The organism is Halostagnicola larsenii XH-48 (assembly GCF_000517625.1).
Lineage (GTDB): Archaea > Halobacteriota > Halobacteria > Halobacteriales > Natrialbaceae > Halostagnicola > Halostagnicola larsenii.
Genome location: NZ_CP007058.1, coordinates 139,332 through 153,977, shown reverse-complemented (window position 1 = coordinate 153,977; position 14,646 = coordinate 139,332). Strand labels below are relative to the sequence as shown.

Genomic DNA, 14,646 nt, shown 5'->3' with positions numbered 1-14,646 from the left:
GTTTGTCTCGACAGCGGCCGTTCGCTGCCGGAGTGGATGTTTTCGCTCGTGCTAGAATCCCGTTCGCTTACTCGAGTCCGATTCGCGACCGGAACTCGGCCACGCCGGCGGCGTCGATTTCGGGGAAGCGAACCCGGAACAGTGCTCCTGCACCGTCGCCTTCGGACGCACGCGTTCCGCCGTCGAGCGCCGTCGTAACGTAGCAATCCGTGTACGCTGGCTCGCCGAACGTAATCGAGGAAACCTTCCGGGCCGGAAGCTCGATTTCGGCGACTGCAGTGCCATCCGAATCGTACCGTACGATGCGGTTTCCGTTCCATCGGGCCGACCAAACGAACCCGTCCTCGTCGACTGTTAGTCCGTCGGGAACGCCGTCGTCCGTCGGTGTTTCGACGAACGGCTGCCGGTTCGAGATCTCCCCGGTGTCGCGATCGTAGTCGAACGTGTCGATCCGATTGGCTTCGGATTCCGTGAAATAGAATGTCTCGAGGTCGCTCGAGAACCCCATTCCGTTCGGGATGTCGACGTCTTCGATGACGATTCGGACCGAGCCGTCGGGATCGACTCGATACAGGTCGCCGAGGTCGTTCTCGCCCGGCATCGTCCCACAGAACACGCGCCCCTCGGGGTCGGCGATGACGTCGTTGAACCGCGTGTCCGCGTCGACCCGAATGATCGGTTCGGCTTCGGTCGATTGTGGCTTCCAGCGACAAACCAGTCCGTGCTCGAACAGGAGGAGCGATCCGTCTTCCTCGATGGTAAACCCGCCCAGCGGTGAGCCGTCGTCGGTTTCGTAGGCGACGGTGTTCTCGCCCGTTTCGGGATCATAACGGTACAATAGCCCTGCTGGGATATCTACCCAGTAGAGTGCGTTTTCCTCGGGGTGCCACAGTGGCCCTTCGCCGGTCCCCGCACGCGTATCGGCAATTCGCTCGATAGTAGTCACGTGTGAGTGTTTACCCAGCCGGACTTCAATCTACAGGAAATCCGGGCGGAATATGGGTGCGGTGATGCCGATAGGTGACCCACAACACCACTGATTCGTGAGATTCAGACCCCAGCACGTTCGGTTCCAAGAGTTGACCGGCGTTGCATTTCCGGATATGAGCGTCTTCATCGGTTCCCGTCTAATTGTCTGCGACCGGACCAATAAAGAGCAAATTAGTGATATAATATGAAACGTACCAGATACCCTTCTGATATCGTATCTCTCACAAATTCTCTCGGCTCCATACTGGTAGAACGCAGACGGAGCGTGATGAATATGATCTGCGTTCGGATCGCTGTCGACATCGAACCGAGGACTGGCGTTGCAAATACGAACTGGCGGACGATCGGTCTCTCTCTCAGAACGTAGAGAAAGTCGACGAACGATTGGAACTCAGGAAAGATAGTTCAGTACCTATCTGATTTGGATTGCTAGTAATAGACATCAGATATTCGTCTCGGATCCCACTTACGAGCTGTATAGGCGGCTTATCTCGATATCGACTGGCCGAGAACCGTAATTGTGTTGCGCTACTTGCGCAGTTACATCAATAATATATGAATGGTTGTTATCTGACTACTTGAGGAGAACAGCCGACCTCGCTCGAGAGATCGTTTCGGTCGCGGGAAGAACGAACGGTATTTCTCGTCCGGAGCGTTCGATCCTGTAGTCCAAAGGGTGAACTGATTTAATATAATAGGAAACTATATTGGTCTATTTGGCGATTGTTTATAAAATACGTGAGTGGCAACTGAACTGGAGTCTCGAACGATGACACGACAACCCCCATCACAAGTAACCGACCGGACGGACGGTAGTACCGCCGACGCGTCCCGGATCAACCGCCGAACGCTCCTGACGACGATCGGCGTAACCGCAGGCGCACTCGGTATCGGCTCGTCTACCACCGCAGCGGACGTTCAGCCGGTCACCGACGTGCCAGGTTTCAGTTGCGGCAAACGTCACTTCACCTGCGGCCGAGAGGTCGCCGCAGCCGACGGAATGGTCTCGAGCGTGGATCCCATCGCCTCCGGCGTCGCCGCGACGATTCTACGCAAGGGCGGCAACGCGGTCGACGCCGCCGTTGCGCTCCAGTACACGCTGAACGTTACCCAACCGCACGGTTCAGGGATTGGCGGTGGCGGATTCATGGTAATCTACGACGCAGCGGCGGACGAAATTACCTGCGTCAACAGCCGCGAACGAGCGCCTCGAGGCGCGGAACCCGATATGTTCCTCGACGAGGACGGTGACGAAATTCCGTTCGATCAGCGACACCAATCGGGCGATGCCGTGGGCGTTCCGGGCACGCTAAAGGGGCTCGAGACGGCACGGAAGCTGTACGGCTCGCGCCCCCGCCAGCAGTTGATCGGCCCTGCGATCAAACTCGCACGAAAGGGATTTACGGTGGATGACTTTCTCGCAGAACAGATAGCCGAGAACTGGTGGAAGTTCAACGACGCAGCGAAGGAGACGTTTTCTACCGCGTCCGGCGAACCGCTCGGCGCAGGTGATAGACTCGTCAATGCCGACCTCGCCGATACCCTCGCGCTGATCAAACGGGGCGGGACGGATCCCTTCTACGAAGGTGAGATTGCGGCGGATCTCGTCGAGACGGTTCGAGAGCTTGGCGGTACCATGACCACGGACGATATGGCCGACTACGATATCACGCTTGATGACCCAGTCCGTAAAGACTGGTACGACGTCGAAATCGTCGGCCAGCCGCTCCCCAGTTCGGGGCCGAGCGTCGTGGCGATGGCCCTCAAAATGCTCGAGTTTTGCGGCATCGAGAACCACGAACTCCGGTCTCCGGAGATGTATCACCTGGTCGCCGAGGCGATAACGCTCGCCTGGGCCGACCGGATGGAGTACATGGGAGACCCCGAGTTCGCGGACGTTCCGATCGACGGACTCCTCGACGACGACTACCTCGCGAAGCGGGCCGGGGAGATACGTATGGGAGACTCGGTCGCGGCGAATGGATGCGCCGATCCCGGCGTTCCGCCGGGGGTTGACTCATCGGGTGAACTATCAGATTCCGGTGGGGAAAGTGGAGCGACGACGCACTTCTCGGTCGTCGACAAGCACGGAAACGCCGTCTCGTATACGTCGACGATCGAGCAGTTCATGGGATCCGGAAAGATGGTCCCCGGACGCGGGTTCATGCTCAACAACGAACTGACGGATTTCGACGCCGAACCCGGTGGACCGAACGAGGTGCAACCCTGGAAACGCCCGTTGAGCAGTATGAGCCCCACGATGGTTTTGAACGACGGCGTCCCCGAGTTCACCGCGGGATCACCGGGCGGCTGGACGATCGTCAGCGTGACAGCACAAACGCTGCTCTATCGGTACGTCTACGGCCTCGACCCCCTCGAATCAGTCGTCGAACCCGCGATCTATACGTACCACTGCTCGGACGTCGAATGGGACAGCGGCGTTCCCGAACGCGCCCGCGAAACGACTGCGGAGTGGGGCCACGATTGGGACGACGAAGCAAGCACACTCGGCAACGTACAGGTCATCGACATCGGCGAGGACGAACTGATCGGTGCGGCCGACCCGAATCGCGACGGGCAGGCCGTCGGGTTCGACCGCGGAGGGTGTCGCTAGGGGAACCCCACTCCCGCTCCAGTATCGGATGGATCAACTGTTGGACGGTTGACCAGCAGAACTCGTGGTTTCATCTCTGAACCCATCTCGAGGTCGATCCCGAGTCCGTGGTTTACAGGACGGGCGTTTCTACGAGCGACTTGCGGAACAACAGGAGAGCGAAGTTATTGCTCGCAAAGAAGGCGTAACACGAAACGACGGCGGTGACGAAGCTGACGTCGAACGGTTTCGAGAGCACGTACCCGAGACCGACGATGATTCCCGCATAGGAAACCGCTGCGAGGACGACGCCTGTCAGTCCGATAGATTCGTAGAACAGCACGGTGATGGGATTGAGTTCTCGAGCGTACGGAACGAGAAACAGCTGCGTCGTTGCGACGAGGTCGAGCATCCACACGACGAAAAACGCTTTCCGTAACCGGGGGCCACCAGGGCGATTCAGGTTCAGCGCATGTAATGTCTCTACCGACATAGTAGTACCTCGAGAAAGGGTACTGACAGGGTTAGGCGTTGAGCCTGCTGCTGCCGACCGGAAAGAACAGTAACGCTAAAGTCACTCGATCAATCCCCGATAGTGGTTGGTTCCGCGTTTGCAAATCTCCAGACGGAGGACAGCGACCTCGTTCACTTTCACCGTGTTGCGGGAACGCTTTTTAGCCCCCCACTCGAAGCATCCGGTGATGGAACTCGAGAACCATGCCGAGGATCTTGCCTCCGATCTCGGTATTGACAAAGAGGAGGTCAAAGCGGACCTACAGAATTTAGTGGAGTACAGCGTGCCGATCGACGAAGCCAAACAGAGCCTTCGCCGAAAGTACGGCGACGACTCGGGTGGCGGTGGCGGCGCGCCGTCCTCGAAGTCGATCGACGAAATCACGACCGACGACGGCAACGTCACGGTCACGGCGGTCGTCCTGACCGCGGGCGAACGATCGATCCGATACCAGGACGACGACCACGTCATCGTCGAAGGGCGACTGGCCGACGAAACGGGCGTCATCGATTACACCGCCTGGGAGGACTTCGGCCTCTCTGCGGGCGATACGGTCACCGCGGGCAACGCCGGCGTCCGAGAGTGGGACGGCGAACCCGAACTCAATCTCGGCGAGAGCACGTCGCTTTCGTTTCTCGAGGAGTCGCTCGAGGTTCCCTACGAGATCGGCGGCGATGCACAGATCGCCGACCTGCAGACGGGCGACCGGGCGGTAACCGTCGACGTGCAGATCCTCGAATCCGAGCGCCGAACGATCGACGGTCGCGACGGGGAAACGGAAATTCAAAGCGGCGTGCTGGGCGACGAGTCCGGCCGCCTGCCGTTTACCTGCTGGGCTCCCGATCCCACAATCGAACCTGGCGCATCCGTTCGTATCGAGAACGCCTACGTGCGCGAATTCCGCGGCGTTCCGGAGGTGAACGTCTCCGAGTTTTCGACCGTCTCGAGTCTCGAGACCGAAGTCGAGGTCGGAACCGACGCGACGATCATGGAGATCGGCGAGGCGGTCGCAAGCGGCGGCGTCTACGACGTCGAACTGGTGGGTAACGTCATCGCCGTCCGTGACGGCTCCGGACTGATTCAGCGCTGTCCCGAGTGCAACCGGGTCGTCCAGAAAGGCCAGTGTCGAACACACGGCTCCGTCGATGGCGAGGATGACCTCCGCGTGAAGGCTATCCTCGACGACGGAACGGGAACGGTCACCGTCGTCCTCGACGACGAACTGACCGAGCAGGTCTACGACGGGACGCTCGAAGACGCCCTCGAGCAAGCCCGCGAGGCGATGGATCAGGAAGTCGTCGCGGATACGATTCGCGAGAAAATCGTCGGCCGAGAGTACTCGATCCGCGGCCACCTCTCTGTCGACGACTACGGCGCGAACCTCGACGCGGAAACCTTCGAGGAGAACGACCTCGATCCGACGGTGCGTGCGACACGCTTCCTCGAGGAGGTGCGAGCATGAGCGCCGAATCCCCGACGCCGAACCGGGAAATCGCCTACCGACTGTTCGCCGCCGAGTACGACGATTCGACGCTTTCACACGCCGAAAGCGATGAGGAGCGCGCACCGAACTACGTGATCACGCCAACCGGCGCGCGGCTGAATCGCCTGTTCGTCGTCGGTACGCTCACCGAAATCTCGCCGGTCAACGACGAGATGCTCCGCGCTCGCGTCGTCGACCCGACGGGCGCGTTCGTCGTTTACGCCGGACAGTACCAGCCGGACGAACTCGCCGCGCTGGAACAGCTCGAGCCCCCCGAGTTCGTCGCGATAACCGGGAAAGCCCGAACGTTCCAGCCGGAGGATTCGGAGCAGGTCTACACGTCGATCCGTCCCGAGAGCATCGCGCCGGTAGACGCGGAGACGCGCGACCGCTGGGTCGTCAGCGCGGCCGAGCAGACGATCGACCGTCTCGATACGTACGCCGCGGCGGCCGGAATCGATGCGTACGGAACGCAACTCCGAGATGTCCTCGTCGAAGCGGGTGTCGACGAACCGCTCGCACAGGGTATTCCGCTCGCACAGGAACACTACGGAACGACGCCGACCTATCTCGAGGCCCTGCGAACCCTCTCGATCGAAACCGTGGAAGTCATCGCCGGAGACCGAGAGACGGCCGGGGAGTTCGACGTTCGCCCGAACGAGACGACTCCCGAAGGTCGGTCTTTCGAGGAAATCGCTGCTGCCGGCGACGTGGATATCGATGAGACGGCGGTGGAGGCGGTATTATCGGACGTTGATGCGGACGACGGTGCCGGTTCGCTCGAGGGCGATACGGCGGCACCGACGACCACCTCGGCAGCCGAGGAGACGGCTTCTGGGGAGGTGGCGTCCGGAGAGAGCGTATCAGACGAGGTTGTCGGCTCCGCCAGCGGGTCGGAGCCCGAGACGGCGGAGCTCTCGACTGAGGTGACGTCGAACGACGACGAGCCGGCCGGTGAGAGCGCTGCTCGAGACGTTGACGGCGAGACAGACGATGGCGGTCAATCCAGCGAAGAAGCGGCCGTATCCACAGCGACGGTGGAGACGGATACGACCGATTCGGTCGACGAACCGGATATCACCGAGGCCTCGGGGTCGGACGACGCCAGCACCGACGAGCAGGCAGCGACGGGGAGCGAACCAGCTAACGAAATCGACGAGGAACCGACCGGTGGCGACGCCGCCGATGTGACCTCGAGCGCCGACCCACTCGAGGAGTCCGACGCGGACGAGGACGCTGATGACGCGGATCTCGGCGATTTCGACAGCGAGGGGTTCGACGACGGGATGTACGAGATGGACGACGAAGAGCGCGAGGAACTCGAGGCCGAGTTCGGCGCGGAGTTCTCGACCGGGGCCGAAGTCGACGAACCGGGATCGGCGGATATCGAGGTTCCGGACGACGAAGAGCCGACAGAATCCACTGCGGAGGACACCGGTCAGTCGTCCTCGGCGGAGACGGTTCCCGATGAGCCGGCGGGTTCATCATCGGATCTCGAAGAAACCGCGGACGACGTTGCATCTCCGGCGGAGACGGATACCGAACAAGCGCCCGAATCCGTCGACGAACCGGACGAGGAAATCGATGTCCAGGCTCAGGTTATCGAAACCATGAACCGACTCGACGACGGCGACGGTGCAGACCGTTCGACCGTCGTCTCGGAAGTCGCCGATGAAACGGGCGCGGCTCCGGACGACGTCGAAGACGCGATTCAGGACGCGTTGATGGGCGGCCAGTGTTACGAACCCGACGACGAAACGCTCAAGGCGATCTAACCCGACCGGCGCATACGGCTATTTCGAATGGACTCTCCGCCGCGAAGCGATTCCGACGCACCAATTCTCGAGCCGATTCCGGGCGAACCAGCAGCCCTGGCCACGCTCGAGGACGAGCGAGCGCTCGTGATCGCGGATTACCACGCCGGCTACGAAGCCGGGTTGCGCTACGAGCAGGGTGTCGACGTGCCGAGTCAGGCACCCGACCGCCGGGAGCGGTTGCTCGAGTTGCTCGAGCGGACCGCGGTCAACCGCCTCGTCGTCTGCGGCGATCTGATGCACGCCATCGGCGATCCGGGGGGAGCCGAACGCGGCGAACTCGAGGTGTTGCTGGAGTCCGTTTCCGACTCCGTCTCGGTGACGCTGGTCAAGGGCAACCACGACGGGGCGATCGAAACCTGGCTCGATGATGGTTCGGACGGGGACCGCCACACCGGGACCATCGATGGCGCTGAGAGCGGACGGGAAGAGCCGACCCTCGAGATCGTTCCGGGAAGCGGGGTTCGACTGGGTCCGCTCGGCGTCTGTCACGGGCACACGTGGCCGGCACCCGAGGTGCTCGAGGCCGAGGTAGTTTGTTTCGGGCACGAGCACCCATGCATCCGTCTCGAGGACGAGGTCGGCGGCGCTCGCGTGGAACCGATCTGGCTCCGGGGCCGACTCGATCCGGAGCCGTTTGGAGAGCGAGACGAGTACAGTGCTCTGTCGTGGTTCGGTGAGGGGGACCCGCCTCGAATGGTCGGCCTTCCCGCCTTCAACGACCTGGTCGGCGGAACGTGGGTGAACGTTCCCGGGCAGTCGTTTCTCGCACCGTTTCTCCCCGACGGCATCGCGGATGGGGAGGCGTATCTGCTCGACGGAACGCGTCTGGGCGCGTTTCGTGAAGTCTAAAGCCCCGACGACACGCGAGGTGTGTCTGTGAGCTAGAATCCGTTGCTCGTTTGCGTTTATTGTATTTGGGTTCGCCTTCTCGGAGGACGTGTCTAACTGTTAACCGCCATCGGGAGCCAACTTCGCTCGACGTTTGCTCATCGGACACTCCGCATGGCTCTCCTTGACCGACTGATGAGGTGACATCGATGAAACGTGGCCACACGAACGTTAGTTGAACTATAATATGGGCTCACGGTATAGTATTGGATATGACGATGTAACCAGAAGTGTGGACTTTGCGTACCGCGTCGAAACAATCAACGAACCATAACGACACAATGAATGTACTACTACTCGGTGCGAGTGGACGAATCGGACAACGTATCGCGGCTGAACTCCTCGAGCGCGGCCACGAGGTGACCGGCGTTTCTCGAAGTGGGGACGTACCTGGCATTGACGACACGGATTGCAAAGCGGTCGCCGGTGACGCGACCGACGCGGACGAAATTGCGGCGCTTGCCGAGGGACACGATGCGGTCGCATCGGCACTTGGTCCCTCTGAAGACGAGACGGCCGATATCCTCTCCGAGATGGCGGCGGCGGTGATCAAAGGACTTCGGCAAACGAGTGTCGACCGGCTCGTCTGGACCGGCGGGGCTGGCGGTCTGAACGTCGAGCCTAACACGATGCTCATCGAAACTGACGACTTCCCCGACGAATTCGAGCCCGTCTCACGGGCTGCCATCGATGCCTTCGAGATAATCCGCGAGGCTGACGACCTCGAGTGGACATACGTCGCTCCCGCCGCGCAAATCGAACCCGGCGAGCGGACCGGTGAATACCGTTCCGCCGAGGGAGAGTTAGTCGCCACTGCGGACGGTGAGAGTTACATTTCGATGGAGGACTTCGCCGTCGCCTTCGTCGACGAACTCGAATCCGGCGATGCGATCAACACGCAACTCGGAGTCGGCTACTAACCACTGCACAACGCAGCACAATTCGATCGGTTCGCCAAATCTCGGGGTTCCCTTGTTCCGATTGCAGAGAGTATCGTCGCAATCGATCCGTACTGTCACAGCCAATCTGCACCCAATCAGAATATACTGATTGATATCTCTGGCCGAAATCATGAGCGAATTGTGCGTATGATATCTCGCATATCATCCGACACTGTGAGCAATTGGGAAGATATGTAAAATATCTCATATTCGATGGATTTAATAGCGGGTGTAAAGTAGACTTTACTGTAAAGCATGTCCGACACCATACTTCCAACCGGGGGAACAGCCGAACGAACTCGAAAAGTGTACGAACGGACCGTCTATGCGATTATCGCGATCGCAATCGTTGGCTTACTCGCAGGGCTCGTCTTCGATCAGGAGTACGCAGGAACGGTGATCTACCTCGTCGGTGTGTGGCTCGGAGCGGGGCTTGCCTACCTGCTTCCTAAGTGGAGCGAGGTGCGGTTCTACGACGAACGCGACGAGGAGCTAACCCGCCGTGCGAGCGGCCTTGCGATGTCCGTCGCGTTCGTCGTCGGTCTCGGCGTCGTTCCGCCGCTGTACGCCCTGGAAGCAGCGGGGCAGTTAACGATCACGCCGACGATGTGGGGAGCGATCTACGTTGCATCCGCACTGTACCTTGTCTGGGGAGTCTGCTACGCTATTGCCTCCCGTCGGCTTTGAGCACCGATGGATAATGATCTCCCCGAGCGACGTGAAGCGGAAAACCTCAGCCAGGGGGAACTCGCCGAAGCCGTGGACGTCACTCGTCAGACTATCAACGCCATCGAACGCGATCGGTACGATCCGTCGCTTGACCTCGCGTTCGAACTCGCGTCGCATTTCGACTGTCGTATTGAAGACATATTCGATCCGAGCGGTAACGGCGACGAACCGCGGTAGCGAATCGGTTCGAACGCAACCGTCGTTTGTCGGCAGACGATCGTCGATCGGACCCCAAAGCGTGGCGCTTATCCGGCGTTCGCCCCTATACGGGTTCGATGATCGACGGGGACGTTGCGGCGTTTACCCACCTCGGTGAGACGGTTCGCGATGCGCTTTCCGAACGCGGATTTTCGACGCCGACAGCACCGCAACGACTGGCGATTCCGCCGCTTTCGGCCGGTGACGATACGCTCGTCATTGCACCTACCGGGAGCGGCAAAACCGAGACCGCGATGCTCCCCGTCTTCGACGACCTCGTCGCCGATCCACCCGACGGGTTCGGCGCGCTCTATGTCACCCCCCTCCGCGCGCTGAACCGCGATATGCGCGACCGACTCGAGTGGTGGGGCGAGTACCTCGGCCTCGAGGTCGACGTTCGACACGGCGACACGACCCAGTACCAGCGGGGGAAGCAGGCCGAGAACCCGCCCGACGTTCTCGTCACGACGCCTGAAACCCTCCAGGCGATGCTGACCGGCGAGCGTCTTCGGGAGGCGCTCGAGGACGTTTCCCACGTCGTGATCGACGAGGTCCACGAACTCGCCGCCTCCAAGCGAGGCGCACAGCTTTCGATCGGGCTGGAACGACTCGAGGACCTCGCGGGCAGTATGCAGCGAATCGGGCTCTCGGCGACCGTCGGAGATCCGCGCGAGGTCGGGCAGTTTCTGACCGGCGGACGGCCCTGTACGATTCAGGAAATCGACGTCGGCAGCAACGTCGACGTGTCCGTCCGCGAACCCGAGGTAACCGACGAGGACGAACGACTCTCCGGAAAACTCATGACCAGCGCCGAGACGGCGAGTCACGTTCGGCTGATCCGGGACATCGTGGCGGATCACGAATCGACGCTCATCTTCGTCAACACCCGCCAGACTGCCGAAGCGCTCGGCTCGAGGTTCACCGAACTCGAGCTTCCGATCGGAGTCCACCACGGATCGCTCTCGAAGGAGGCGCGGATCGACGTGGAGGATCGGTTCAAACGCGGCGAACTCGACGCGCTGTTGTGTACCTCGTCGATGGAGCTCGGCATCGACGTGGGGCGGGTCGACCACGTCGTCCAGTACCAGAGCCCGCGCCAGGTCGCGCGGCTCCTCCAGCGGGTCGGGCGAGCGGGCCACCGGCGGGACGAGGTCTCGAGCGGAACCGTCGTCACGACCAGACCCGACGACACGTTCGAGGCCCTCGCGATTGCGCGGCGGGCCCGCGAGGGGGAGGTCGAACCGGCGTCGATCCACGAGGGAAGCCTCGACGTGGTCGCGAACCAGATACCCGGATTCGTCCAGAGTCGCGGCTCGACGTTCGTCGAGGACGCCTACGAGACGATCCGCGGGGCCTACCCGTTCCGCGACCTCGGCGAGGAGACGTTCCGGGACGTGCTCTCGGAACTGCACCGCAATCGGATCGTCTGGTTCGACGAGAGCGAGGATCGGATCGAGACGACCGGGGGCACCTGGCAGTACGTCTACGCGAACCTCTCGATGATCCCCGACGAGGCGACCTACGAAGTTCACGACATCGCTTCCGGGAAACAGATCGGGACGCTCGACGAGCGATTCGTCGTCAACTTCGCCGCGCCGGGCGAGATTTTCGTCCAGCGCGGCGAGATGTGGCGGATCGCCGAAATCGACGACGACGAGGACGAGGTGAAAGTCAGCCCGATCGAGGACCCGGCGGGCGAGATCCCCTCCTGGATCGGCCAGGAGATCCCCGTCCCCTACGACGTCGCCCAGGAGGTCGGCGAGCTTCGAGGCGTCGCGGGGCCGCAACTCGAGGCCGGAGCCGACGCGTCCGGCGTCGCGCGCGAACTCGCGGGTCGATACCCCGCCGACCACCACACGCTGTCGGAAGCTCTCTCCCAGCTCGAGGACCACGTTGAAACCGAGACGGCCATGCCGACGCGGGATCGGATCGTAATCGAGCGACAGGGTCGGACAGTCGTGCTGAACGCGCCGTTCGGGCACACAACCAACGAAACGCTCGGACGGATGCTCTCCTCGCTTCTCGGCCAGCAAAGCGGCTCGAGCGTCGGCCTCGAAACCGATCCGTATCGGATCGAACTCGAATGTCCGGGGTCGGTCGCGACGAGCGACGTTCTCGACGTTCTCGAGGAAACTGATCCGGACCACGTCGAGTCGATACTCGAGCTGGGGCTCAAGCGATCGGACGCGCTCGCGTTCAGGCTCTCGCAGGTCTCCGCGAAGTTCGGCGCGCTCAAGCGCTGGCAGGGGTCGGGCCGGCTGTCGAACGACCGCCTGCTGTCAGCGCTCGAGGACACGCCGATGTACGAGGAGTCGATTCGGGAAGTGTTCCACGAGGATCTGGACGTAGACCGGGCGAGTCGGGTGCTCGAAGCGATACAGTCGGGGTCGCTCGAGGTGGTGACGACGCGCGGTCGAACGCCAGTCGGCCTCGGCGGTCGCTCCTCGGGCAAGGAACTACTCGCGCCCGAAAACGCCGACGCGAGCGTCATCAAAACGGTCCGCGAACGGATCCAGAACGACCGCATAATCCTGCTCTGTACCCACTGCACCGAGTGGAAGGTCAAAACGAAGGTCGGACGGGTGCGCGAGCAACCCGAATGTCCCGAGTGCGGTTCGACCCGTATCGCGGCGTTGAACCCGTGGGCCGAGGAGGTTGTCGACGCGGTTCGAGCGCAGGAAAAAGACGACGAACAGAAATCGATGACCGAACGGGCCTACCGGAGTGCGAGCCTGGTTCAGAGCCACGGGAAACAGGCCGTGATCGCGATGGCCGCTCGAGGCGTTGGCCCGCACAACGCGGCCCAGATCATCAACAAGCTCCGGGAGAACGAAGACGAGTTCTATCGGGATATTCTCTCGAAGGAACGCCAATACGCTCGAACCCAAGCGTTCTGGGATTAAACGCCGGTCCCGTTCGGATGTTGGATCGGATCGCCATCTGCCTTCATATCACTGGAAGGCTCCCGGTCATTGGCCAGTTTCAGGTCGTGGAACGATGGTGCTGTTCGTCCGGAACACGTTCTCGGGGTCGTACTTCGTCTTCAGGTCGACCAGTCGCTCGTAGTTATCCCCGTAGAGCGATTTCGCGGGGTTCTCGTTCAGGCCCGGAAAGTTTCCGTAGTTCCCCGAGGCAACCGACAGTTCGCTCGTTTCGGCGATTCCGTTCCGACCCCAGGCGACGTTCGCGTCGTCGTCGCCAGGGTCCTCCCAGTTCGCCTCGAAGGTGAGCATGTAGGGCTTGTCCCGGTGCCAGAACGCGGTCGCATCTTGGGGCACGTCTTCGACTGCCCCGCCGAGGTGCCAGAGGTCGACCGTCGAGAGACTCGAGGGTGTCGACTCGAGGTACCGATCCATGATGTCGACCACCTCGTCGGTGACGTCGGTGAGGAAGATCGACTTCCAGTAGTACCTGAGCCCGTCGGGGTAGTCCTCGTCGAGCATCGACTGTAAGTCGACGTACCCCATCGGCTCGCTGAAGTCTACGATCGGCGTCGCGCTCGTCCGGAGCGGGTCGAAGACCTCCCCGGCGTCCTCGAGATCACCGCGGTACGAACCCAGCATGGCCACGGCGGGGGAATCTCGAGCATCCGCGGGGAACTCCTCTATGTCGGGCACGTGGGCGGTGAAGACGAGAACCCCCGCGTCTTCGGGAACGGTTGCGGTCCACTCGAGGTATCGCTCCATCACTGCTTCGATGTCGTCCTCGTCGAACCACACGAAAAACGCGTACACCTCGGGACCGACGTCGTGGAGGTCGTATTCGAACGACGTGACGATGCCGAAGTTCCCGCCACCGCCGCGAACCGCCCAGAAGAGATCCGCATTTTTGTCGTCGCTCGCGGTGTGGATGCGCCCGTCGGCCGTCACGATTTCGACGCTTCGCAGGTTGTCCACCGACAGTCCGTACTGCCGGGTCAGGTGACCGTACCCGCCGTTGAGCGTCAATCCCGCAATCCCCGTCTCGGAGACGGCCCCGAGAGCGGTAGCGAGACCGAACAACTGCGTTTCCCGATCCACGTCGCCCAGCGTCGCTCCGCCTTCGGCGCGGACCGTCCGCGCCTCGCGGTCGACGTACACGCCGTTCATTTCGGAGAGGTCCACGACGATCCCGCCGTCGCAGACGGCCGTCCCGGCGACGTTGTGACCGCCCCCGCGGACGGCCAGCTCGAGGTCGTGCTCCCGAGCGAACTGCACGGACGCGACCACGTCTGCGGTGCCCGAACAGCGAGCGACGAGGGCCGGGTACCTATCGATCATGCCGTTCCAGACCGCTCGAGCCCGATCGTACTCCGAATCGTCCGGGCGGACGATATCGCCGCCGAACGCAGCGTCAAACGATCGAACGGCGTCGGCCGGGACGGTGGCCAGCGCCACTTCTCCGGGTGAGTCTGTTTTCGTGGCCATAAACTGAGTACGGTGTCAGCGACGATAACGCATTCACGCGATTCGCGTGACGGTCCGGCGGGCAGTCAGAAGCGACGATTACTGATC

General features: G+C 61.8%; 11 protein-coding genes. 8 read left to right on the top strand and 3 right to left on the bottom strand.

The features are described 5' to 3' along the window. Positions 1 to 67 precede the first annotated feature (67 nt). Positions 68 to 946, bottom strand: a complete 879-nt coding sequence (locus HALLA_RS19080) for an SMP-30/gluconolactonase/LRE family protein (protein ID WP_049955092.1) — start codon at positions 944 to 946, stop codon at positions 68 to 70. A gap of 813 nt (positions 947 to 1,759) precedes the next feature. Between HALLA_RS19080 and ggt the strand changes: the two genes are divergently transcribed. Then, a complete protein-coding gene (ggt, locus tag HALLA_RS19075; RefSeq protein WP_049955091.1) occupies positions 1,760 to 3,604 on the top strand; it encodes a gamma-glutamyltransferase in 1,845 nt (614 codons plus the stop codon). A 112-nt stretch (positions 3,605 to 3,716) separates the two neighbouring features. Here ggt and HALLA_RS19070 read toward each other — a convergent pair whose 3' ends face one another. After that, positions 3,717 to 4,076 (bottom strand): hypothetical protein, encoded by a 360-nt coding sequence (locus HALLA_RS19070; RefSeq protein WP_049955090.1) that lies wholly within the window; start codon positions 4,074 to 4,076, stop codon positions 3,717 to 3,719. 208 nt (positions 4,077 to 4,284) lie between these two features. On the opposite strand from HALLA_RS19070, the gene HALLA_RS19065 reads away from it, so the two are divergent. The 7 genes from HALLA_RS19065 (at position 4,285) to HALLA_RS19035 (ending at position 13,056) form a co-directional block, all read left to right on the top strand. Then, positions 4,285 to 5,559, top strand: coding sequence for a Single-stranded DNA binding protein (locus HALLA_RS19065; RefSeq protein WP_049955089.1), 1,275 nt, complete (start codon positions 4,285 to 4,287; stop codon positions 5,557 to 5,559). Continuing rightward, positions 5,556 to 7,355: a hypothetical protein gene (locus tag HALLA_RS19060; protein ID WP_049955088.1), complete on the top strand. Its 1,800-nt coding sequence runs from the start codon at positions 5,556 to 5,558 to the stop codon at positions 7,353 to 7,355. The genes HALLA_RS19065 and HALLA_RS19060 overlap by 4 nt, the downstream gene beginning before the upstream one ends. 27 nt (positions 7,356 to 7,382) lie before the next feature. Beyond that, positions 7,383 to 8,246: a metallophosphoesterase gene (locus tag HALLA_RS19055; protein ID WP_049955087.1), complete on the top strand. Its 864-nt coding sequence runs from the start codon at positions 7,383 to 7,385 to the stop codon at positions 8,244 to 8,246. A 320-nt stretch (positions 8,247 to 8,566) separates the two neighbouring features. Then, a complete protein-coding gene (locus HALLA_RS19050; protein WP_049955086.1) occupies positions 8,567 to 9,205 on the top strand; it encodes an NAD(P)-dependent oxidoreductase in 639 nt (212 codons plus the stop codon). 276 nt (positions 9,206 to 9,481) lie between these two features. Beyond that, on the top strand, positions 9,482 to 9,913 hold the full coding sequence (locus tag HALLA_RS19045; RefSeq protein WP_157231447.1) for a DUF2178 domain-containing protein: 432 nt from the start codon (positions 9,482 to 9,484) through the stop codon (positions 9,911 to 9,913). Positions 9,914 to 9,919: 6 nt separating this feature from the next. Further along, positions 9,920 to 10,132 carry a helix-turn-helix transcriptional regulator gene (locus tag HALLA_RS19040; protein ID WP_049955084.1) on the top strand — a complete coding sequence of 71 codons (213 nt, stop codon included), beginning with the start codon at positions 9,920 to 9,922 and terminating at the stop codon, positions 10,130 to 10,132. A gap of 98 nt (positions 10,133 to 10,230) precedes the next feature. After that, positions 10,231 to 13,056, top strand: a complete 2,826-nt coding sequence (locus tag HALLA_RS19035) for a DEAD/DEAH box helicase (RefSeq protein ID WP_049955083.1) — start codon at positions 10,231 to 10,233, stop codon at positions 13,054 to 13,056. A 66-nt stretch (positions 13,057 to 13,122) separates the two neighbouring features. On the opposite strand, the gene HALLA_RS19030 is transcribed toward HALLA_RS19035, so the two are convergent. Beyond that, a complete protein-coding gene (locus tag HALLA_RS19030) occupies positions 13,123 to 14,559 on the bottom strand; it encodes an FAD-binding oxidoreductase (RefSeq protein ID WP_049955082.1) in 1,437 nt (478 codons plus the stop codon). Between the last annotated feature and the right edge of the window lie 87 nt (positions 14,560 to 14,646).